This is a genomic window from Paenibacillus auburnensis, from assembly GCF_927798115.1.
GTDB lineage: Bacteria > Bacillota > Bacilli > Paenibacillales > Paenibacillaceae > Paenibacillus_AQ > Paenibacillus_AQ auburnensis.
In genome coordinates this window covers 1,641,072-1,664,837 of the sequence record NZ_CAKMMG010000001.1, presented here as the reverse complement: position 1 = coordinate 1,664,837, position 23,766 = coordinate 1,641,072, and the positions used below count along the sequence as shown (strand labels likewise).

General features: G+C 51.0%; 17 protein-coding genes. 14 read left to right on the top strand and 3 right to left on the bottom strand.

Going from position 1 to position 23,766, the window contains the following annotated elements; translation table 11 throughout:
* Together proB and L6H70_RS07690 are read right to left on the bottom strand one after the other, a co-directional pair.
* Entirely contained in the window at positions 1-1,104 is a 1,104-nt protein-coding gene (gene proB, locus L6H70_RS07695) for a glutamate 5-kinase (protein WP_054941315.1), read from the bottom strand.
* Between the two features lie 363 nt (positions 1,105-1,467).
* Complete coding sequence (locus tag L6H70_RS07690) at positions 1,468-2,379, bottom strand: LysR family transcriptional regulator (protein WP_236331565.1); 912 nt, start codon at positions 2,377-2,379, stop codon at positions 1,468-1,470.
* Positions 2,380-2,618: 239 nt separating this feature from the next.
* Between L6H70_RS07690 and leuC the strand changes: the two genes are divergently transcribed.
* The 8 genes from leuC to L6H70_RS07650 all read left to right on the top strand — a co-directional run bounded on the left by leuC (position 2,619) and on the right by L6H70_RS07650 (position 12,870).
* Complete coding sequence (leuC, locus tag L6H70_RS07685) at positions 2,619-4,043, top strand: 3-isopropylmalate dehydratase large subunit (RefSeq protein ID WP_236331563.1); 1,425 nt, start codon at positions 2,619-2,621, stop codon at positions 4,041-4,043.
* Positions 4,044-4,076: 33 nt separating this feature from the next.
* Positions 4,077-4,679, top strand: a complete 603-nt coding sequence (gene leuD, locus L6H70_RS07680) for a 3-isopropylmalate dehydratase small subunit (protein WP_236331560.1) — start codon at positions 4,077-4,079, stop codon at positions 4,677-4,679.
* Positions 4,680-4,870: 191 nt separating this feature from the next.
* Positions 4,871-6,469 carry an N-acetylmuramoyl-L-alanine amidase gene (locus L6H70_RS07675; protein WP_236331558.1) on the top strand — a complete coding sequence of 533 codons (1,599 nt, stop codon included), beginning with the start codon at positions 4,871-4,873 and terminating at the stop codon, positions 6,467-6,469.
* A 165-nt stretch (positions 6,470-6,634) separates the two neighbouring features.
* A complete protein-coding gene (locus L6H70_RS07670) occupies positions 6,635-8,077 on the top strand; it encodes an N-acetylmuramoyl-L-alanine amidase (RefSeq protein WP_236331556.1) in 1,443 nt (480 codons plus the stop codon).
* 107 nt (positions 8,078-8,184) lie between these two features.
* Positions 8,185-8,829, top strand: coding sequence for a GerMN domain-containing protein (locus tag L6H70_RS07665; RefSeq protein ID WP_236331554.1), 645 nt, complete (start codon positions 8,185-8,187; stop codon positions 8,827-8,829).
* A gap of 80 nt (positions 8,830-8,909) precedes the next feature.
* Positions 8,910-11,663 (top strand): S-layer homology domain-containing protein, encoded by a 2,754-nt coding sequence (locus L6H70_RS07660; RefSeq protein WP_236331552.1) that lies wholly within the window; start codon positions 8,910-8,912, stop codon positions 11,661-11,663.
* 227 nt (positions 11,664-11,890) lie between these two features.
* Positions 11,891-12,601: an endonuclease III gene (gene nth / locus L6H70_RS07655; RefSeq protein ID WP_054941306.1), complete on the top strand. Its 711-nt coding sequence runs from the start codon at positions 11,891-11,893 to the stop codon at positions 12,599-12,601.
* A gap of 2 nt (positions 12,602-12,603) precedes the next feature.
* Entirely contained in the window at positions 12,604-12,870 is a 267-nt protein-coding gene (locus L6H70_RS07650) for a hypothetical protein (protein ID WP_054941305.1), read from the top strand.
* Between the two features lie 11 nt (positions 12,871-12,881).
* On the opposite strand, the gene L6H70_RS07645 is transcribed toward L6H70_RS07650, so the two are convergent.
* Positions 12,882-13,361 (bottom strand): PadR family transcriptional regulator, encoded by a 480-nt coding sequence (locus tag L6H70_RS07645; protein WP_236331550.1) that lies wholly within the window; start codon positions 13,359-13,361, stop codon positions 12,882-12,884.
* A gap of 264 nt (positions 13,362-13,625) precedes the next feature.
* On the opposite strand from L6H70_RS07645, the gene L6H70_RS07640 reads away from it, so the two are divergent.
* The 6 genes from L6H70_RS07640 to L6H70_RS07615 all read left to right on the top strand — a co-directional run bounded on the left by L6H70_RS07640 (position 13,626) and on the right by L6H70_RS07615 (position 23,690).
* On the top strand, positions 13,626-17,060 hold the full coding sequence (locus L6H70_RS07640; RefSeq protein ID WP_236331548.1) for a dynamin family protein: 3,435 nt from the start codon (positions 13,626-13,628) through the stop codon (positions 17,058-17,060).
* Positions 17,061-17,208: 148 nt separating this feature from the next.
* Positions 17,209-18,399 (top strand): formate-dependent phosphoribosylglycinamide formyltransferase, encoded by a 1,191-nt coding sequence (gene purT, locus L6H70_RS07635; protein WP_236333192.1) that lies wholly within the window; start codon positions 17,209-17,211, stop codon positions 18,397-18,399.
* Positions 18,389-18,853, top strand: coding sequence for a GNAT family N-acetyltransferase (locus L6H70_RS07630; RefSeq protein WP_236331546.1), 465 nt, complete (start codon positions 18,389-18,391; stop codon positions 18,851-18,853). The genes purT and L6H70_RS07630 overlap by 11 nt, the downstream gene beginning before the upstream one ends.
* 336 nt (positions 18,854-19,189) lie before the next feature.
* Positions 19,190-20,839 (top strand): response regulator, encoded by a 1,650-nt coding sequence (locus tag L6H70_RS07625; RefSeq protein WP_236331544.1) that lies wholly within the window; start codon positions 19,190-19,192, stop codon positions 20,837-20,839.
* Positions 20,840-20,841: 2 nt separating this feature from the next.
* Positions 20,842-22,668 carry a sensor histidine kinase gene (locus L6H70_RS07620; RefSeq protein WP_236331541.1) on the top strand — a complete coding sequence of 609 codons (1,827 nt, stop codon included), beginning with the start codon at positions 20,842-20,844 and terminating at the stop codon, positions 22,666-22,668.
* Positions 22,665-23,690: a substrate-binding domain-containing protein gene (locus L6H70_RS07615; RefSeq protein ID WP_236331539.1), complete on the top strand. Its 1,026-nt coding sequence runs from the start codon at positions 22,665-22,667 to the stop codon at positions 23,688-23,690. The genes L6H70_RS07620 and L6H70_RS07615 overlap by 4 nt, the downstream gene beginning before the upstream one ends.
* Positions 23,691-23,766 lie beyond the last annotated feature (76 nt).

Sequence of the window (23,766 nt, the reverse complement as noted above, 5' to 3'; positions counted from 1 at the left end):
TTATCGTAGCGTAATCCATTCATCGCGGTGAATCACCTCGAGCCGGTGGACTTCACCAAGCTTCGGGACAATCTCGCGGCTGGGCAGACCCTGAATGCTGCGCAGCTGGGTGTCATCATAGTTTACGATGCCCCGGCCCAGCAAGGTAGCATCGGGCCCGAGCACTTCAACCACATCTCCGGAGTGAAAGCTGCCTTCGATGCGCTTAACACCGACCGGCAGGAGGCTATGGCCGCCGTGAAGCAGCGCTTCAACGGCACCTTCATCCACATATAAAGATCCGAGCGGGGTCGACATGAAACCGAGCCACTGCTTTTTGACCGGCAATGAAGAGAGCGTGGTATCAAAATACGTCCCCTTACCCGTTCCTGCTGCAGCCAGTCGTAGATCTCCTGGTTCGGTGGCTCTGCCGATAAACACAGGTACTCCGCCTCTGGTGGCGATTTTGGCAGCGTCAATCTTGGAGCGCATGCCGCCTGTCCCTACACTAGAGCCTGCTCCGCCTGCGAAGGCATAGATTTCAGGAGTGATCTCCTTCACGTGACTGTAGCGGACGGCATCGGGATTCTTGCGGGGATCGCCGCTGTATAATCCGTCCATGTCCGTCAGCACCAGGAGGCGGGAGGCTTTCAGGAGGTTCGCGACCAGCGCTGATAACGTATCATTGTCCCCGAACTTCAGCTCATCGACCGATACGGTGTCGTTCTCATTGAATACGGGAACAGCGCCTTGCCGGAGCAGCTCCTCCACCGTCATCATAGCGTTGTTCATCGCCCGCCGGCTGCAGAAGTCGGTGCGGGTCAGCAGAATCTGGGCGGTCGGCAGGCCATGCTGTCCGAAAGCCTCCTGATAGGCCTGCATCAGCATAACCTGTCCGACTGCGGCTGCAGCCTGCTTCTCGTGCAGCAGCTTCGGCCTGGACGGATAGCCGATACCGCGGAAGCCGGCGGCTACCGCTCCGGAGGTCACCAGCAGCACCTCACAGCCGTCCTTCCTTAGTGCAGCAATCTCTGCGGCGAAGAAGGCCACGGCCTCGCGGTTTAATCCGCCTTCAGGGCCGGTGAGCGAACTGCTGCCTATTTTGACTACAATACGTGTCGTCAATTATCTTCACTTCCCTTTCAGAATAAAAAACATAAACCTGAAAACGACAAAAAGCCCCCATCCTAAGACTTAGCAAAGGACGAAAGCATGATTAACTTCCGCGGTACCACCTTCATTGATGAGGGATCATCCGACTTCATTCTCATAACGGGAGTTTCCGTCCTGCAGAAGGCAGGCCGCTCGGGGGTAGGATTCAGAAATAACAACCGTGGTAAATTCTCTCAGCCTTCCGGAATTTACTCTCTGCTCACGGATAGAGACATTTCTTACTGGTCCCGTCTGCACGTTTCACTATTTGACATTTAGAATACCATGGCAGTGTGCCGTTTGCAAAGGGTGTATACTGGAATATTTTTGGGCTTGTTACACGTCCGTCAGGCTGGCCACGGTTGTTTTGAAGGTTTCAATAAAAACCTCAGCGGCCTTGGACAAATAGCGGCCACGGCGGTAGGCGATTACCAGTGTACGGCTGGGTACAGGCTCGGCCAGCGGCAAGTAGACAGGCACGAATTCACTGCGCGGTGCCCGCGCGATGAAATGGGGCACGAGTGTAACTCCCATCCCTGTGGCGACGAGCGACTGCACTGTCTCCATATTATTGCTCTCGAAGACGATCCGCGGCTCGAACCCGGCTTCACGGCATAGCTCTACCGTCATTTTGCGGAAGCCCTGCCCTTCTTTCAGCACGATAAACGGCTCGTCCTTCAGTTCCTCCAGAGCTGTTCGGATCCCTTGGGCACTGCGGGAAGCCAGCGGGTGTTCTGGAGGCACCGCCAGGTCGATCCGTTCCTCTCCAAGCACTTCATAGGCCAGCGTTGGAATCTCCAGGGGGAGGGAGAGCAGGCTTAAATCAGTCTGGCCGCTGGCGGTCAGCTTTTCAAGATTCATAGAAGAGTCCTCAAGCAGTGAAATCTCAAGCTCCGCATATTTCCGTTTGAACACGGGCAGTACATGGGGCAGCAGATGTGCTCCGGTAATCGGCATGCTTCCGACCACTACACGGCCGGTGCGCAGCTGTGAAATATCAGACATTTCCTGCCGCAGCAGCTCTACCGCGTCGATTATTGCTTCAGCCTGCTCAACGAACTTTTCTCCGGCATATGTCAGCTCCACAGAGCTGGTATTGCGCTGGAACAGCATAACGCCAAGCTCCTTCTCCAGCTTGGACAGCTGCTGGCTGAGTGAGGGCTGGGCTACATGCAGCTTGTCCGCAGCACGTGAGAAATTCCGCTCCGCTGCAATTTGCAGCGCATACTGCAATTGTCTAAGTTCCATAGTTTACTCCTCGATTGATATAGATTACTTATAAGTATAGCCTATAGAAACCTGTTTTAATATAGTCTACTATGTGACATCAGCTCTTTCATATTAAGCGTTAGCTTATAGGTTAAACCTATTGCTTTTATAGAAATCATATCTTGGAATTATAAACAACACGATGTTATATTTAGATCATTCAAGAGAGACTCCACGCTCTCTTCCAAATGAACGATTCTACTATATGAGGTGAAACCATGGGCAACAAGACAATGTTTGAGAAAATTTGGGATAATCACGTAATTCATCAAGAGGAAGGCAAACCTAGCATCATCTATATTGACCTGCATCTGGTGCATGAGGTTACTTCTCCGCAGGCTTTTGAAGGACTCCGCTTAAGCGGCCGCAAGGTCCGCCGCCCGGAATTGACCTTTGCCACTATGGACCACAATGTTCCAACTAAGGACCGTTTCAATATTACAGACCCGATCTCCAAGCAGCAGATTGACACATTGTCGCAGAACTGCCGCGATTTCGGAGTCAGACTGTTTGACCTGAACGATATCGACCAGGGTGTCGTGCACGTTATGGGACCGGAAATCGGCTTGACCCATCCCGGCAAAACGATTGTCTGCGGCGACAGCCACACCTCCACACACGGGGCATTCGGCGCACTGGCCTTCGGCATTGGAACAAGTGAAGTTGAGCATGTACTGGCTACCCAGTGTCTGCAGCAGTCCAAAGCCAAAACAATGGAAGTCCGCTTCACCGGCAAACGCAATAAGGGAGTAACTGCCAAGGATATGATTCTCGGCGTCATTGCTAAATACGGCACTGATTTTGCTACCGGTTATGTTATTGAATATACCGGCGAAGCGATCCGTGAGCTGTCGATGGAAGAACGGATGACCGTCTGCAACATGTCGATTGAAGGCGGAGCGAGAGCTGGCCTGATTGCACCGGATGAGACAACTTTTGAATATCTGCGCGGACGTGAGTATGTGCCGCAAGGCGAAGCCTACGATGCTGCTGTTGCTTCCTGGAGAAGCCTGGTTAGCGATGAAGGTGCCCAGTATGATATTGTTGTTGAATTCGACGTGGAAACACTGATTCCGCAGGTAACCTGGGGTACTAGTCCGGGTATGGGTACGGACATCACTTCGAGTGTGCCTAACCCTGCAGATTTCACCACCGAAAATGAACGTAAAGCTGCTGAAAAGGCGCTTGAATATATGGATTTGGCACCAGGTACGCCGATCTCTGAAATTGGCATCGATTATGTCTTTATCGGCTCCTGCACCAACGGTCGGATTGAAGACCTGCGGGCTGCCGCTCAGGTAGCAAGAGGCCACAAGGTGTCTGATAGAGTTAAGGCAATTGTTGTTCCCGGCTCCGGGCGTGTGAAGATGCAGGCGGAGAAAGAAGGCCTCGACAAGATATTCACCGAAGCGGGCTTCGAATGGCGTGAAGCAGGCTGCAGTATGTGTCTGGCAATGAACCCTGATGTTCTGCAGCCTGGACAGCGCTGTGCTTCGACCTCGAACCGCAACTTTGAAGGACGCCAGGGACGCGGCGGACGTACGCACCTTGTTTCTCCGGCGATGGCGGCTGCGGCGGCAATCAAAGGACGGTTCACTGACGTACGTGACTGGAATTACAAGACGGAAGCCGTCAACGCATAGAAACTTTGAGAGAGAGCGGGAGGAAATAACAATATGGAAGCTTTCAAAAAATTAACGGGAATCGTTGCCCCGGTCGACCGGGTAAATGTGGATACAGACGCTATTATTCCAAAACAGTTTTTGAAACGGATTGAACGGACCGGTTTCGGACAATTTCTGTTCTATGAATGGCGTTTTGACGAAGCCGGCAATGACAATGCCGCTTTTGAAATGAACAAACCACGCTATCAGGGGGCATCCGTGCTGATCTCGCGGGCTAACTTTGGCTGCGGATCCTCGCGGGAGCATGCGCCATGGGCAATTATGGACTATGGCTTCAGAGTGGTGATTGCACCATCCTATGCCGATATTTTTTATAACAACTGCTTTAAGAACGGCATCCTGCCGATCAAACTGTCGGAGTCACAGGTGGATGAACTGTTCAACCGTACTGCTGAGCATGAAGGGTACAGCCTGACAGTGGATCTGGAGAACAATAAGCTCAGTGATGAGTATGGACTCACCATCAGCTTTGAGCTGGATGAGCACCGCCGCCAGTTCCTGTTGCAGGGGCTTGATGATATCGGCCTGACACTGAAGCATGCGGATGAAATCGCAGCTTATGAAGAGCGTCATGCGGCGAAGCTGTTCTCTTAATTAAGACACAGATATCCGCAAACTTTACAAATTTTACACAAAACTTCTATTTCCGGGTGTCGGAAATAGAAGTTTTTTTGCTATAATCGATATATTCATTGCCTATAGAGGCAACTTTTGGAGAGTTCTGTCGTCTAAACCTTATCTGTGTATGTATTTGTATCTATTATTTGCCAAAAGGAGAGTAAGGGATGAGAAGAGCCGGACAACGGGTGTTATTTCTTTTGCTGCTGCCACTGCTATTGCTATCATTCGCCGGCCGTGAAGCCGCCGCTGCCGGAAACGGCGCAGGCAGGATTATTATGGACAACCAGGAGCTGGCATTACCACAGGGAATCAAGCTTGAAAACGTAAATGGAAGCGTTATGATTCCTATCCGCGTAGTTGTGGAGAACTTGGGATTTCAGGTGCAATGGGAGCAGAAATCGAAAAAGGTAACCGTTCAGCAGGATGGCAAAACGGTTCAGCTAGCGGTTGGAAGCAAAATTGCTGAAGCCGATGGAGTTAGTCTCGCCTTGAATGCCGCTCCCAAGCAGAATGGCGGAACAGTCCTGGTGCCGATCCGCTTTGTCAGTGAGCAATTCGGCCTGAAGGTCGGCTGGGATAACGATGACAAAACGGTTTATCTCAGCGGCAGCCAGACCAGCGGTTCTGAGACCTCCGTGGATCCGCTGCCGTCTCTCAGTCCGACTCCGCAGCCTGCGGCGGCAACTCCAACTCCAAGTCCTAGTCCTAGTGCGACAACAGCTTCAGTAATAACACCAGGGGCTGACGATGATCTGGGGACAGGAACGCTTGGTCCAACCGCCACACCGATTCCGGGCAGTGCCGGTACAGTGGTGACTACGCCGCAGGTCATGGGTGCCGTATTCAGTGAGAATCGTCTCATCGTTGCGGTAGCAGGAGGCGCTAAACCGACGGTTACGAAGATCAGCAATCCGGAACGGATCGTGATCGATTTTCCCGGAGCTGCCTTTGCACCGGATTTCGTTGGCAGTCTGCCAAGTGTTGCTGCAAACGGCACTCCGCAAGGCAAGCTGGACGTTGCCGGATACCCGCTTGTATCTGAAGTGCGGTATGCGCTGTTTAGTACAAGCCCCTCTACCGTCAGATTTGTCATTCAAACGGTCGGGGGCCAGCCTTATCAGCTGAGTACCGATAACAGTACAGGACTTGTCACCATTGATTTAAATGCAACAAGCAACAGCGGAAGTGCTGGTGGAGGTGCAGTTTCTTCAGGGAAACCAGTTGTAGTACTTGATGCCGGTCACGGCGGCAAGCAATCCGGGGCTGTCAGTCTCACAGGAAAGCTGGAGAAGGACATTAATTTAGCGATCGTCAATAAAGTGGGAGCGCTGCTAATACAGGATGGCCGGGTTGACGTTGTGTTTACGCGAACTAATGATATAACGCTAGGCTTGCAGGACCGTGTAAATATCGCCGAGGCAGCCAATGCGAATCTGTTCATTTCAGTACACGGCAATTCTCTTCCGGAAGCTTATCCTAACCGGGAGAAAGTTAACGGCAGTGAAACCTATTACTCGCGGACTGAGAGTCTGCCCCTGGCCCAGATTATGCACAAGCATCTGGTAGCGGGCACCAGCTTTAAGGATAACGGAATCAGAACTAAAAGCCTGCACGTCACAAGGGAGACCAGCATGCCAGCTGTACTGCTGGAAGTAGGGTATATGAGCTCTGCAGCGAACGAATCCGCCATGCTCAGCGAACAGCTGCAAAATAATCTGGCGAGGGAAATTGTTGCCGGAATATATGAATATCTTGGTCTGTAAATGCAGCAGATTACTGATAGATTATGAGGAAACTTAGGCGCCGGTTGGAATTAATTCGCAACTTTTAAACTGAAGCGGCGTCTAAACAATGTCGAAGGTTGTCTATGGCCAGGTCATCATGAACGCCGGTTTTCCGGCGGAATACTAGATTCTTAGAGGTGAAGAATGAAGAAATTTGCTTTTATGCTGTTGCTAATGCTCTTTGTATTGATTTTACCGGAGCATGGACAGGCTGCTGCCGGAAACAACCAGATTTTTCTCGATGGAAAGGAACTGACAGCAGGTCAAGAGGTTCCTGTTGAGAATGTGAACAGCTCCATTATGGTACCGCTAAGAATGATTGCTGAGAACCTTGGCTACAAGGTTGGCTGGAATCAGACAAGCAAGACAGTTACGATTGAACAGCAGGGCAAGACCGTTAAGCTGATCGTAGATCAGACGACAGCTTCTGTAGATGACAAAACGGTCATACTTACCAATGCTCCTCTTAACAGGAGCGGGACTACCCTGGTACCGATCCGCTTCATAAGCGAGCAGTTCGGGCTGACTGTCAGCTGGGACAACACACAAAAGATTGTAAACCTTATTACCCCCGAAACCGGCGGTAATAACACTGGTTCAGACAGTGGAGCTAGTGACGGTGGAACAAGCGTTGACGTACCGCCGGCTGAAACGACAAATAACCTGACCATGGTGAACGGCATCAGCTTTAATGAGAACCGGCTGACCATCGCGATGGAAGGTAATGCCGTTCCGAAGGTATCGAAGGTGAGCGGTCCGGACCGGATTGTGGTCGATCTGCCAAATGCTACTTTCTCCGATTTGTTCGGAACCGGGCAGGTGCTGGATCCTAACCTTAACGGCAGTCTTAGTGTAACGGATTATCCCGATGTATCCGGAGTGCGCTACTCCCTGTATAGCACTGATCCGTATACCGTCCGTTTTGTCATTGATTTAAAAACTCCGAAGAACTATAGCGTTGATATTTCTGGAGATACCTCCAAGCTGGTTGTCATTGATCTGAATGCCGTTAGCACAGGTGATACAGCAACCCAGCCTGGCAACAGCGGGCGGAAGCTGATTGTGCTGGATGCCGGACACGGAGCCAAGGACTCAGGAGCAATAGGTGTTACGAAGAAATATGAAAAGAACTTTAATTTAGCCGTTGTTCTGAAAGCAGCTGAGCTGCTGAAAAAAGAAAGTAACATTGACGTGGTGCTGACCCGCAGTGATGATACCTTCCTTGAACTGAAGGACCGTGCCGCAATGGCTAACAATCTGCATGCGGATCTCTTTATTTCGGTTCATGCGAACAGCAGTGCTTCACCGGCTGCTACAGGGTCAGAAACCTACTACCAGCGTGCTTCTAGCAAAGCTCTCGCAAGTGTGATGCATAAGTATCTTGTGCAGGCAACCGGACTCAGCGACCGCGGCGTACGGTACGGGAATTTCCATGTTATCCGTGAAACGACTATGCCTGCCGTTCTTCTTGAAGTTGGTTATTTAAGTAATAAAGGCGATGAATCATTGCTGTTCTCAGAAGCGCTGCAGAATAGAGTCGCAGCTGGGATCGTGAGCGGGATCAAAGAATATCTCGGATTAAAATAACAGCCAAGCGGCAGATAAGAGCCGCAAAGCGTGGAAAGGCCAGCATAGCAGGCTGAACAGGCTTTGCAGTTCTGTCTGCCCGTATTCATCTAGAGGGGGTAATGTTGATGAACAAGAAATTAACGTATACAGCGGTCTCAGCCGTTCTTCTGATGGTAATTGCCGGATGCGGAGAGAAGCCGGCAGCCTCTCCGGATGCAAATGCAGATCAAGGTAATAATTCGGTTGTAAGCGCGGCTGGAGGGAATTCGGAGAACAGCGGAGGCGAGGTGGTTACACCTTCCATTGCTCCGTCGGCAGAGGCAACCCCTGCTCCTACAGCGACCGCTAAGCCAACCGAACCGGCCAAGCAGTCTCAGGATATTGAAGTTTATTATACGGATCCTCAGCAGATGAATTTGATTGCTGCTACTGGAACGATCAGCTTTGCGAGTGAAAGCGAGAAATACAGCGAGGCATTCAAAACGCTTCAGAGCAGCAGCAATGCGGAGCAAGTGCCACTCTGGAGCGGTATTGAGCTTAAATCGCTGGATTTCAAAGACGGGCAGATTGTGATGGATATTCACAAACCGGATGAAGCCCAGCTTGGCGCAGGCGGTGAGTCTCTGGCGATAAGTGCGCTGGCCAAGACCCTCTTCCAGTTTGAAGAAGTGAAATCGGTAGAGCTTCTGGTCGATGGTGAGCAGGTGGAAAGTCTGATGGGGCATGTGGATCTGGAGCATCCGTTGACCAGAGAGAACAGCGGCCTCTAAATTCTGTGCAGGATTCGGAGCATGAATCCGCGAATAATGAATTGAACATTTACATGGATCATTGAGAGGGGAATAACCTATTGTCCGGTCAAAAAAGATCAAAACATTCGATTAAGGCTTATTCAACCAAAGCGGCATCAGCTGTTCTGGCCGGTGCTATGGCATTCGGCGGAGCCGGGGCTGCTTTTGCAGATACTGCGATTACCCCGGCTACTACTTCTGCAGCTGCAACGACTCAAGCTGCTGTGGTATCTTCGGGTATTTTTAGTGATGTGAAAACTGGCTTCTGGGCCGAGAAACATATCTACAAGCTAGCTTCGCAGGGAATCGTAGTCGGCAATAACGGCTTGTTCCGTCCAGGGGATTCGGTCACTCAGCAGGAAGCTGTACTGATGGCACTCCGCTTCATGAAGCTGCAAGGCAATATAAGCAGTACAACGGATGTAGTGCTTCCAACCAATTTCCAGGTTTCGAATTATTATAAGGCGTACGTTGTGCTAGCTTTCCAGTCAGGACTGCTGGATAAGACCGTAGAGATGGCAGCGGATAATCTCAAAACCTCCTGGGGTGAACGCAAAGCTTCCCGTGAGTGGATTGCTGAATTGCTGATTAGAGCCTTGGGCAAAAGCTCGCAGGCAGCATCGGTGGCTAATGAGCCAACCGGTTTTGCCGATGATGCTAAGGTTTCGGCGAATAAACGCGGTTATATCAATACTGCGGTAGATCTGGGATTGGCTAACGGTTTGGTCGGCAACCGGTTTGATCCGCAAGGAGCGGTAACCCGTGCTCAGCTGGCGACTTTTTTCAGCCGGGCAGAAGCGCATAATACCCTGCAGTACGACAATACGGTATCGGGCACTATCAGTGCGTTAAAAGACGGGAAAATGACTGTTTACAGCAACGGCGCTTCCTCTGTCTATAACCTGAGTCCGAACACAGCTTACTTCAACAGCACTTCCGACACAAGAATCAATCTGAGTGATATTCAGCCCTATACAAAGGTTACTGTCATCGGAGCTACTTATAATGCGGCCTATGTAGAGTTGACTGATGCTACTCCGCAGATAGAGACTGCTGAAGGTACCTTCGCCAAAATTACGCAGGGAATTATCTGGGTGGATTCGGCAACCGGTTATGACCAGTACAGCTATGATGCTAATACAGTCTTTGTTGATGTGAACGACGCTGCCATCACGGCTTCGTCTATTACAGCAGGCAGTAAGATTAAGCTTGTGCGTGAAACATACAGCGGTTCACACAAAGTGGTTAAGCTCCAGGTAACCTCGGGGATTGTAAACAAGACAACCACGGGAACACTTCAAAGCATTAACCTGGCAGCCAAAAGCATAACCTTCAAAAATGCAGCCGGAACGGTGGAAACCTACAACTGGGAAGAGGGTGCCACACTATTCAGCTCCCAAAACGCTGTACTGCAGCCAGCCGACCTCAAGGTCAATGCAGCCGTGAAATATACGATTAAGAATAATGTTATTGCAGCTGTTGAAGTGACATCAGGAACAGAACGAACGGTGCAGGGTTCGATTGTTGAAATGACAGGCTCAACTATAGTGTATAAAAAAGCAGATGGTACACGTGAAGTTAGGCTGCTCGCAACCTCCCCAACCATAATAATTCCTAATGTGGCAGCTCCGGTTGCCGGGGATCTTATCGCCGATGCTACCGGGGGGGACAATGTTCAGCTTACACTGAACAGCAGCGATCAGGTTACCAAAATTGAAGTGACCAGCCGGCAGATTGAGCAATATAGCGGATCAACGGTTATTGCATATAATACGAAATCACAGCTGCTTACCTTTATGGACAATAATAACAAAGCACATGTGGTTCAGATTGATGCCAATACGAAGCTTGCCTATGATGGTGCGCCAACCACTTCGCTGATTAACATGGCGACAAGATTGACTGAAAACCGTAAAGTTGATGTGGTTTCGATAAATGAGCGTGCGTTGTCTGTAGAAAGTACAACCAAATACAGCGGAACACTGGCTTCAGTGAGTACCTCAACCAAAACGATAGTGCTTAAGCTAAGCAATGGCCAGTTGCTGACACTGCCTTATCCTTTATCTGTAGATTACTTTGGTAAGACTTCAGCTGCCATTACTGATGTCTCTCTTAACAGTCAAGTCACAGCGGTGCTCTCCGGAAGCCAGGATGTTATTTCTGTTCTCCGGGTTCAATCATCGGCACAGCTTGAAGTAACCTCAGTAAACAGTACTACGAATAAGCTGGGTGTGAAATGGTCAGGCGGTACGAGTGAGCTGTACACGTTAACTATTCCAATGACAAATGAAGCCGGACAGAAAATTACTGTAAGTGATTTGAAAGCCGGAGATTTTGTAAATGTGAAGTTCGAAGGAAGTGCAGCGCTCTCCATCCAAGCAGTTAAGGTTAGCCTTGGACAGGTGGCTGCACTGGATACTACAGCAAGCACTCTAACGGTGAAGGATTACACTGGAGCCACCCAGACCTATTCGGCCGCCGGCGGGGTAAAGATCATCCGGGACGGAGTAACGACAACAGCGCTTGGAAATATTACAACTGCAGACCGTGTGGAAGTTCGCAAGGATGCTGATGGAGCAATCATTATCCGTGTATTGACCCAGCTGAGCCGGGCATTCTCACGTGTAGATAGCAGCAGTAATGAGCTGCAGGTCAAACGCTCTAATCTGAACGATCCTTACCGCTACACCTTTGCTTCCAATGTATATATTCATCAAGGTGACACGACTTTATCCGTGCAATCTCTCAAAGAAAATGATAATATTATAATGTATTTCAATAATGATGTTATCGTTGAAATTGTGAAACAATAAAGTTATGGTGGATTTCCGGGTGAAACACCGTCTTGACGCAGAGGAAATACTGCGTCAAGACGTTTTTTTTGAAATATAAGAATAGATAGAATGCTCACCATTATGTATACTTATATTTCGGTAAACAATGAGAAGATACGCTCGCAATTGAAACGAATACCTCCTTTTGTAGACAGGTCATCCGTTTCTGCATGGTTCGAGTGTAAATACTCCGTGGAGGGGACGCTATGAAAGCTGCAGAGGTCCGCCACATTCTGGATAGTATTGGAGACTTGTTTCCTGATGCGCATTGTGAACTGAACCACAAGAACGCCTTCGAGTTAACGATTGCGGTATTGCTATCAGCCCAATGTACGGACGCAACAGTAAACAAAGTGACCGAGGACCTGTTTCAAAAGTACAAAACTCCATTGGATTATGTTTCTGTACCCTTGGAGGAGCTGGAGAATGACATCCGGCGCATCGGGTTGTTTCGCAACAAAGCCAAGCACATTCACAACCTCTGTTTGATTCTGATTGAACAATACGGCGGTGAAGTGCCGCAGGCGCATGACTTACTGGTAACCTTACCGGGTGTCGGACGCAAAACGGCTAATGTTGTAGTTTCCAACGCATTTGGTGTCCCGGCCATAGCCGTAGACACTCATGTGGAACGTGTAGCAAAACGGCTCGCACTAGCAGGCTGGAAGGATTCTGTGCTGGAAGTAGAGAAGAAACTGATGAAGGTGGTCCCCCGTGAGGAATGGACGCTTACACATCACCGGCTGATCTTTTTTGGACGATATCACTGCAAGGCCCAGAATCCTGCATGCCAGATTTGTCCGTTGCTCGATGTGTGCCGTGAAGGCAAGAAGCGTATGAAAACCGCCGTAATCAGGAAAGATAAGATTACAGCGGGAGCAAGTAAAAAGTTAGAGATGAAGAAGAGGATGGGATAGAGATGAAGTGCATTTCTGTGTATACTGATAATTTTGAGGCGTTTTCCGATATTTTTGACCGTGTAGTTGAAAGTCCGCTTGAAGAAAACGAAGAGCAGGAAGTAGAAGGCATCACAATCAGCCACTCCGGCGATGTGCCTGAGCATTACCTGGAGCGTATGTCCCAGAAGCCTGAGGTTGTCGTAATGAAGGACAAGTCCCGCGGCTTGACGATTCTCCAGCATGGCAAAGTATTTGAAATTCTGCTTCCAGTATTGGAAACAGCTTAATATTATTCTACTCAAAGAGCCGTCCCTTTAGGGGCGGCTCTTTTTTGTGGAGCATGGCTAGTGGAAAGGATGATTATTCTCTCTAACTTGAGTGCTATGACGAGAATGATCTCAGCCTTAAAGAATAAGCAATATTGACCATTAGGGAGGGTACCAGTACCGTGACGCACAGCATAAGGGCCACAAAGGAAAAATTCTGAAGCAGCCGGACGTTCTTCATGTAATCCTTCCTCCTTCAAAGTATGGATTGCGGCATGCCCGTGCCGTGCCATTCTTAATCTCCGCTCATCCTCGTCCTCATTCAGTAATATATAATTGGTTTTCTGCATCTTCTTGATTAAGGTATAAAGCGTTGCCGGTCCGATCTTGACCTCTCCGTCTGTAAGCTCTTCGATATACTTCATTATCGCGTAACCGTGTTTAGGAGAAAATAAGGCCAACAGGATGTAGTACGCCGAATCGGTCAGTTGTTCGGCTGCAATGTTTTGCATTGTCAAGAGTATCCCCGGAAAGTTTACAATAAGTGAATTTTGTAAGGGATTATAGCTGTTTTTGTAATCTGTGATTATTTGATTTATGACAAACTGGTGATAGAATGAAGATATTCTTGTACACTTTAAATTTAAAGATAACGGTTTTTAAATATTAATGAGGAAGAAAATGTAAAATGGTCCCGAATTTAGCGGCCATATCAGCGGAGAAGTACATAGATATAGGTGTAAAGACATTATAGAAGACGGCGGAGGTGGACGTTTGTGCGAGCAGAACCAGCGAAGCTGGAGCAGATAAAGGAATCAGGGCTGACATCGCTTAAATCATTAATGGATCAGTGGGGCGAACGGGAAACGTCCCGGGTGATTGCTGATTTGCAGGTTAAGGAACAAAGGCATGAGCTGACGCTTGCCTTTTGCGGGCATTTCTCTGCAGGGAAATCGAGCATGATCAACAGGCTGTGCGGCAGTGAAGTGCTGCCTTCCGGACCTATACCCACAAGCGCAAATGTGGTATCCATCCGCAGCGGGGCGCCGCGTGTATTGTTGTATCCTGTCACAGATAAGCAGGTTCCTTGGGAGACGACTCCTGACCGGCTGCAGGAATATTGCCGCAGCGGTAATGAGTATTCGGCAATTGAGGTATGGGAAACGGTTCCATTGCTTGGAGCTCATGGCGTGCTGATGGATACTCCTGGTGTCGATTCCACGGATGACGGGCACCAGGCGGCGACACGTTCGGCGCTGCATCTGGCTGATGTAGTGTTCTATGTGATGGACTACAATCATGTACAGTCGGAGAATAATTTGGCTTTCGCCAAAAATCTCAGTGATTGGGGAAAACCGCTGTATCTTATTGTCAATCAGATCGACAAGCACCGTGAGCAGGAAATTACTATCGAAGCCTACCGGCAGCAATTGGAAAGCGCTTTCGAATCTTGGGGAATTCAGGCAGCGGGACTGCTGTTTACTTCGCTCAAGGTGCAGGCGCATCCGCTGAACCAGTGGGATGAATTATTAAGCCTGATTACCCGGCTACTGGAGCAGCGGGAGGAACTGCTGCAATACAGCTTGTCCCGATCTGCACATCATATCGCAGATACGCTGATGGCTGCTTATCATGAAGAACAGCGGGAAGAACGGGAGCCGCTGCTCGAAGAAGCAGAGGGGGCAAATGAAGCTGCGGTGCAGCGGGAAATCGCTGCCTGCGCCACAGAAAGGGATGAATTGGCAGAGCTGCCCGGCCAGGCCAGGGGAAGCCTACGCAGCGGACTTGACTCCCTGCTGGGCAACAGCAATCTTATGCCTGCAGATGTTAGAGAGGCTGCCGGGGCTTATATTGAGAGCTGTGCCCCCGGCTTCCGACGAGGTCTCCTGTTCACTGCCGCCAAGCGGGAGAAGGAGCAGGCGAACCGGCTTGTCTCCTGGCACGCGCTGCAGAACCGGGAGATTTCGGGCCAGCTGGACTGGCATATTCTTCAACTGGTCAGGGAATGGGCAGAAGCCCTCGGCCTGTGGGAAGAGGGGGCCGAAGCCCGGCTGAAGGACAGCCTCCCGGCGGTGAGCCGGGAGTGGCTGGCGGCTGCAGTGAAGCCGGGAACGGGGACTGGCGGCGAGGCGCTGCTTAATTTCTGCCGCACCCTCGCCCCCGGCTGGGTGCGGGGGGTGTGGGCAACCGCGGCCGCGCCTAGCGCAGCGCCGCGTGAAGCCCAGCCGCAGCAAGGCGCCGCGGCTGGCACCCAAGGCCCCGCCGCCGAAGGCTGGGCGGCGGGGGCAACGCCTGCGGGCGGACGCCGCAGGCTGGGGGAGGCCGCAGCGGTGCTGAACGCTGCGGTAGAGCTGCTGCGCGGCGAGCCGGCGATGGCTTCGGTGGCGCGCAGCCTGGCGGCGCGGGCGGCGGATCTCGCCGGCGGCCGCTTTACGATGGCGCTGTTCGGAGCGTTCAGCGCCGGCAAATCCTCGTTCGCCAATGCGCTGCTTGGCGAAGACGTGCTGCCCGTGTCTCCGCATCCCGCCACGGCCGCCGTGGGGCGGATTCTTGCGCCGGAGGGCGGGTTCCGCCATGCTACAGCCGTGGTGACGATGAAATCGGCTGAGGAATTCTGGGAAGATATTCTCCATTCCTTTGGTGTGCTGCAGCTGGCGCCGCCGCAGCGGCAATCCTGGACTGCGGCTGCCGCAGGCCTGCAGGTCAGCGGACTGCATCCATCGGCTCTGCCGCATGTCGGATTCCTGCGGGCCGCAGCGGCAGGGTGGAAGAAGGCGGAGGGCCTGCTGGGTACGGTCCGCACGGTCGATCTGCAGGAGTACCGCAGTCTGGTCGCAGATGAGACACAGGCTTGCTTTATCCAGGGGACTGACCTGTATTATGACTGTCCGCTTACCGCTAGCGGCATTGTGCTCGTCGATACGCCGGGAGCAGATTCTCTGCATGCGCGGCATACCGGCGTGACGTTTGGCTACATGAAAAATGCAGATGCCATTTGTTTCGTGACCTATTACAATCATGCCTTCTCCAAGGCGGACCGTGGTCTTCTGGCCCAGCTGGGCAGAATCAAGGACAGCTTTGCGCTGGATAAAATGTTCTTCATTATCAATGCCTCTGATCTGGCAAGTAATAAAGAGGAGCTGGAGGAGGTTAAAAAGCATGTCGCGCAGAACCTACGGGCCGGCGGGCTAACCTCGCCGCGCATTTATGCCCTCTCGAGTCTGCTGGCGCTGGAAGGCAAGACAGGGAGGGATCGGGACAGATATGACGCGTCCCGGTTCCGGAGTTTCGAAGATGCGCTGGCACAATTCGCCGGCGGCGAACTGCCGCAGCTTTCGCTGGCCGCAGCGAGGGAGAGCATAACCGCTGTCCGTCTGCGGGCAACAGAATGGCAGGAGCTCGCTGCCATGGAGGCTGGGCGGCGGGAAGCAGGCATGCAGGAGCTGCAGGAGCGTAAAGCTGCAGTCGGGAAGCGGCTCATGCTGCTTGCAGCAGAAGCAAGGCCTGTCCGTGATCTGCGGCGTGAAGGGGAGGAACTGCTGTATCATGTCCGGCAGCGGATCGGCTTCGCCTTGGGACGGTTCTTCCAGGAATCCTTCCATCCATCGCTGCTGCGTGAAGATGCCCGCAACTTGAAAGACATCTTCACCGCCTGCGGCAGAGAGCTGGAGCGTACCCTGCAGCGGGAACTGGAGCAGGAATTGTGGGCAACCACGCTGCGGCTCGAAGCAGCAGGACACCGGTTCGTCCAACTGGCTGTTCAGTCTGCAGCAGAGGAACTGTCTATTTCTCCGCAGGAATTGCAGTTCCTGGAGAATGAGAAGGATGAGTGGCCATCACCGGATACGCTGGAAGCTTCTTGGAATCCGCTTGACTGGCTGTCGCTCTGGAGCTGCTTCAAATCCCCCCGCTATTTCTTCGAGGGGCCGGGCCGGTCTGAGCTGCGCGCTGAAGCCGAGCCGCTGCTGAAAGAGGCTGTCGCCGGGGCGGCAGCAGTGCAGGAGAAGCTGCTGCTGGATTTCTATGCGGATGCTCTGGAGAAGGCACTAGGACGGGCAGCAGACAGACTGCGCGAAGAGTTAAACGAGCGGGAAGAGGCCATGTCAGAACTGCTGAGAGGAGGTGATTCTGCGGAGCATTGGAGCGAAGTTGCTTTACAATTGCGCCGTCTTGAACATTCATTCGACGATATCGTGGACAATGATCTGTGAAGTTTGTAGGAAAATGTCGAAGAACACTTGCAAATTAGCCGTTAATGGAAGAAAATAAAGAAGCCTGGAAATTTACAATGAAACTGCTGCGTTTACAGAAACAAAGAAAATACAGCAGTCAAATTTGCGAAAGAGGTTGGAATCGACAATGTGGGGAGCTCCTTTTTCAGCCCAAAGCCGTAAGCTGCTGCTCCTGGGCAGTGGCGAATTGGGTAAGGAAGTCATTATCGAAGCTCAGCGCCTTGGCGTAGAGACCGTAGCTGTGGATCGTTATCAAGATGCACCTGCGATGGGCGTGGCTCATCGTTCCTATGTTATCGATATGCTTGACGCGGAGGCACTTAAGACGCTTATCCGCGCCGAGAAGCCGGACCTCATTGTGCCGGAGATTGAGGCGATTGCCACACATGCACTCCTGGAACTGGAGGCGGAAGGATTCGTTGTCGTTCCTACTGCCCGTGCAGCCCGGCTGACTATGGACCGCGAAGGCATCCGGCGGCTTGCTGCCGAAGAGCTTGGCTTACCAACGGCGGCTTACCGGTTCGCTGATAGTCTGGAAGAGCTGCGCCTTGCGGTGGAAGAACTCGGCACACCTTGTGTGATTAAGCCGATTATGAGTTCCTCCGGTAAAGGCCAGAGCATTTGCCGGAAACCTGAGGATGCGGAAGACTGCTGGAATACGGCGCTTGAAGGCGCCCGCGCCAAAGGAACCCGTGTTATTGTTGAAGGATTCGTAACCTTTGAGAGTGAGATTACACTGCTTACGGTCCGTTCGGTAAGCGGTACGGTATTCTGTCCTCCCATTGGCCATATCCAGAAGGACGGCGATTATGTGGAGTCCTGGCAGCCGCATCACATGAGTGAAGCGCAGCTGGCCGAAGCCCAGTCCATCGCCAGAGCCGTGACGGATCAGCTTGGGGGACTCGGTATTTTCGGAGTCGAACTGTTTCTAACGGATCAGGGTGTATTGTTCAGCGAGGTATCGCCGAGACCCCATGATACCGGTATGGTGACCATGATCACACAGGATTTATCGGAATTTGCTCTGCATGTCAGAGCCATTCTTGGATTTCCGCTGGATTCGGTGCAGCTTTTGACACCGGGAGCATCGGCTACCCTGAAAGCGGAAGAGGCCGGACAAGCTTTTGCCATAACCGGCATCAGTGAAGCGCTGGCGTTTCCACGCACGCAGGTAAGGGTATTCGGTAAACCTGAAATTCGCCCGGGACGGCGGATGGCAGTGACTCTAAGTGCCGCGGAAGATGTACAAATCGCGCGGACGGCGGCCAAACAGGCAGCGTCTATGCTAAAAGTGGAGGTATATGGGGATGAACAGTAGTACTCAGGAGCAAGTACTGCAAATTCGCAAATGGGGCACAAGTGATCTGGAGAGAGTTACAGCCCTGTTGCGGGAATTCGGCTATCCGACAACGCTTAGCGTGATGAAAGAGAGAATGGAAGGCATGGAGCATAATCCGTTCCATTGCACACTGGTTGCAGAACTGGACAACGAAGTTGTGGGAATGATTGATCTTCGGCAGGTGAAATCCTATTACAAGCAAGCAGACTGTATTACGGAAATTACCGCGCTGATCGTATCAGAGGAACTTAGAGGGAACGGCCTTGGCAAAAGATTGGTCTCCGCAGCAGAAGATTGGGCCCGCCAGAATGGCTGCTGCCAGCTGTTCCTAAGAAGCGGCAACCGCGTTGAACGCGCGCCGGCACATGCTTTTTACCGTCATATCGGATTCGAGAAAAGCGCAGGCTACCGCTTCAGCAAAGCCCTGCTGTAAATCTTATACGTGCAATCATCCCCATCCCGGTCTTACGGGATGGTTTTTTTTATGTTCAACTATGTAAGGGATAGAGCCATTATGTGCATTCTTAAAGTTGACCCTTGCCAAACGGACAGACTAATATTATAGTGAAATGCCCGCTGTATTTGCAGACATGTTTATTTAAACAGGGATAGAGGGGCGTGAATCAGGCGGCGTATATTATACGCTCCGGGAACCGTACCCTAAAGGTCATGCTGGCGGATAATAAAGCCTCTGCTTATCCAACGAAAGCTGGCAGGGTGCTAGAATGGTTTTAGAATATCTATAACATTATCCGAAGAGGGATGAAGCATGTATAAATTAATTCTTGCCGAAGATGAAGAAGATGTAAGGGAAGGCATTATTGCCCAGATTGATTGGGCGAAGTATGGCTTTGAAGTGGTGGACTCGGCCGAAAACGGGCGTGAGGCGACAGAAGCCATTGACCGCCTGCTGCCGGACGTAGTTGTTACTGACATTCAGATGCCGTTTATGAACGGGCTTCAGCTGGCGGAATGGATTCGCGCCCGTCATCCTAACACGAAGATCATTATCCTGACCGGTTATGATGAATTCGAATATGCCCAGAAGGCGATAAAGCTGCAGATCGATGAGTATATCCTGAAACCGTTCTCATCACAGGAGCTGATTGATGTTCTGCTTAAGGTAAAGGCAACCATTGAGGCGGAAATCGCTGAGAAGGAAAATGTGTATGTGCTTAGCGAGCATTACCGCAAGAGTCTGCCTGTGCTGCGGGAGCAGTTTCTTTCCTCATTGGTGTCCCGCCGGCTACCGCTCCAGGAGATCACTGATAAGAGCGCGGAATACGGCATTAACCTTGACGGGAAGCAATTTCAGGCTTCAGTGATCAGCATTGACTATATCCGTACGGGGCAGAGCCGGGAGGCTGCTGCGGGGCGGCCTGTATCGTTGCGTGATACCGGCGACCATAATCTGCAGCTGTTCGCTATCCTCAATATTGCCGAGGAGATATGCCAGAAGCATGGCACCGGCAGAGTCTTCATCCACCGGGATGAAGTTGTGCTTCTCTCGGTCAGCAAAGAGCCGGACGAAACGGAAATTACCGGCCATACCTTCGCCATCCTTGAAGAGATCCGCCAGAATGTACAGCACTTTCTGAAGCTGACGGTTACAGCGGGGGCCGGGACGGTATGCCAGTCTGCATCCATGCTGTTTAACTCCTTCTCTGATGCAATGCAGGCGCTGGATTACCGGTTAATTCTCGGCAACAATAGAGTGATCTGGATTGAAGACGTTGAATCGAGATCCAATCAGATGCTGGTCTTCGATGAGCTGACACAGCAATCGCTGATCCGTACGATTAAGCTCGGGACGGTACAGGAACTGAAGGAGGTCATGGACGAGCTGTTCGGAGGACTTGATACGGCCCATGTCTCTACACAGGATTATCAGATTTTTCTGCTGGAGATTATTACCTCGATTCTGCGTGTAGCCAAGGAGTCAGGCAGCGAGACCGCTGATTTTATGGTTCCTAACATGGCTACACTTACGGATATGAATAAATTCAACAATATGGGCGAAGCCAAACAGTGGATTATTAATGTATGTACCGGACTGATGGATTCTATTGCCTCCGGGCGGCAGTCCAGCTATAAGCAGCTCATTGATCAGGCTAAGGAATATATCCGCAGCCATTACGAGGAATCAGATATATCTATCGGCAGGGTCTGCCAGCATCTGCATATCAGCACGGGATATTTTAGCAGTATTTTCAAAAAAGAGATGAAAATGACCTTTGTCAGCTATCTGCTGCAGATCCGTCTAGAGGCGGCTAAGGAGCTGCTGCGCTCCACGGAGCTCAAAGCTTTCGAAATCGCCGAAAAAATCGGTTTTGCCGATCCGAATTACTTCAGCTTCTGTTTCCGCAAGAAATATGGCCAATCGCCTAAAGAATATAAGAACAGCGCCCGGGGAGGTTAGCCATGACCAAATCAAAGGCTTATTTCTTTCCGCTGCGGCCGCAGCCCGGTACACGCGGCAGAATCCGCCTGTCCGCTAAGCTGCGCAGCATTCAGCTGATTATTACGCTCTCTTTTACGGCAGTAGCCGTACTTGTTGCAGTAATAGTCAGCTCCATGCTGTACAACAAATTTGCTAAAACCGCGGAGGAGAACGCCAACCTGAATATGCAGCAGATTATCGAGCAGGTCAATTATAATCTGGAGCTGTATGTGAAGGGCATGAGCAATATCTTTGAAACGGCCGAGGAACAAGTTACGACAAGCCCCTCCATTGACTCACCGCTGCTCTATGAACGGATGGATACGCTGATGAGCAGCCGGGAGGACCTGGTATCCATAGCTTTATTCACCCCGCAAGGGAGATATGTTACCGGCACACCAGGACAGAACATGCGGGTCAATACACAGCTGCAAAGTCAAAGCTGGTTTACGAATGCCCAAAAAACCACGGACATTTCCTATTCTGCACCGCATATCCAGAATTTGTTCAAAGGCCAGTACAACTGGGTGGTTTCAATCAGTAAGATGATAGAGTACAAGGAGAACGGGGAGCTGAAGCGCGGGATTCTGCTGATCGATTTTAACTTCCGCACCATCGACCAGCTCAGTCGCCAGGTTAAACTCGGGAAAAGAGGTTACGCTTACATCCTCGATTCCCTGGGGAATATCGTATATCATCCGCAGCAGCAGCTGATTTATGCCGGCCTGAAATATGAGAATGTCGAGCCGGTGCTTGCCTATTCCTTCCGCAGCTATCTGGATGAATCAACGGGTGAGAAGCGCTTTATTACTGTGCGGACCCTGGAAGAAACCGGCTGGAAAATCGTTGGCGTTGCCTATTACGATGAGATTGTAACGACCAAACGCGATCTGAACCAGTTTCTGTTCTGGTTTCTGGCGGCTGTCATTCTCTGCGCCATTGCTGTTTCCGTATTCCTGTCCTGGCTGATTGCAAGTCCCATCCGCAAGCTGGAGCGAACCGTCAAGCAGGTGGGCGAAGGGGATCTCAATACCCCGATCAATGTCAGCGGCGCTTATGAGGTCGAGCAGCTGTCGAGACGCTTTAATCTGATGCTGCAGCGGATCCGCCAGCTGATGGATCAGATTATCTATGAGCAGGAGACGAAACGCAAAGGTGAGCTGGAAGTGCTGCAGTCACAGATCAATCCACACTTTTTGTATAATACGCTGAATTCTGTCATCCGGCTTGCCGAGCGGGGAAAAAATGAAGAAGTCATCACGATGATCCAGTCCCTCTCTAAGTTTTTCCGGATCAGTCTGAGCAAGGGGAATAATATCATTACAGTACAGGAAGAATTGGATCATATCCGCCATTACCTGGTGATCCAGAGCTTCCGTTTCAAAAACAAATTCCGCTTTGAGATTAAAGCGCAGGATGAAGTACTTCCGTTACAGACGATTAAGCTGATTTTGCAGCCCATTGTGGAAAATGCCCTTTATCATGGTATTGAAATGTCGCCGGATGAAGGACTCATCCTTATCAGCGCGGAGCTGCAGGACAACCTGATCGTGATCCGGATCAGCGATAATGGCATCGGGATGTCCAAAGAAACACTTCATAATATCCTAAACGGCGGCAGTAAGAGTGCCGGCGGCTCCGGCGTCGGAGTACGCAATGTGAATGAACGGATCGGTCTGTATTACGGGCGGGAATTCGGCCTCACTTTTGAAAGTGAGCTGGAGGAAGGGACAACGATTACGATCATCTTCCCGGCTATTGGACAGAATGAAGGTCAAGAGAATACCGCGGGAGGGGAAACGTCTTGAAGACAAAACGATTAGTGCTGACATTATTGATGTGCGCTCTGGTCTGGCTGACGGTCACCTCCTGCTTCAACAGAGCACCTGTTTATATCACTACGAACAAAACACGCAATATCCACATGATTGTGAAGATGAACAAGGGCGATTACTGGAACACGGTGAAGCTGGGTGCTGAAGCTGCCGCGAAGGAATTCAATGTGAAGCTGACCTTCAAAGCGCCGGATTCGGAAAGCGAAATAGATGAGCAGATCGCGATGGTGGAGGATTCGATTAACCTGCGTGCGGATGCCATCATCCTCGCTGCCAGCAGCTATATGGGATTGGCCCAGGTTGTAGATCAGGCCGCCTATTATAAAATTCCTGTGATTTCCGTCGATGCAGAGGTCGGTTCTGCGCGTGTGCGTACCTATGTCGGATCGAACAGTTATGAGGCCGGGCAGAAATCCGCTGAACGGCTGATTAATCTGCTGAACGGATCGGGTGAGATCGGTATTCTCAATTTTACCAGCGCCTCTTTACAGGATCAGAAGTCTAACAGTGCTTCTATTGATTACGGGGCACGGGATGCGGACGAACGGGAGAAAGGATTTTTGAATTATGCGGCCCGTTATCCGAATATTCATGTTGTGCAGATCTCCTATACCTCTTCCAGCACTGCTGAGGCGGAGGAGCTGACCCGGCAAATGCTGGAGAATCACCCTGACCTGCGGGGAATCGCTACATTGAATGAGACAGCGTCACAGGGAGCGGGAAAAGTGATACAAAGTCTGGGACTTAACAGTCTAATTAAAATGGTCGCCTTTGACAGCTCTCCGTCGATGCTGGAGTTGCTGCAGGACGGCACCGTTCAGGCTACTGTCATTCAGAATCCGTTCAGCAACGGCTATCTGGCGGTAAAATATGCGGTGGAAGCGCTGGAGGGAATCGAAGTGCCGGAACGTGTAGATACCGGGACAAAGCTGATCGATCTCGACAATATGCTGTACCCGGAGAACCAGAAACTGCTGTTTCCCTTCGTAAGATAGAATTTTTATAACATTAGAATTTTCATAAAAGAGAGTAGTATTTTGTATTCGCAACCGTTTTCATCTGGGGCATAAT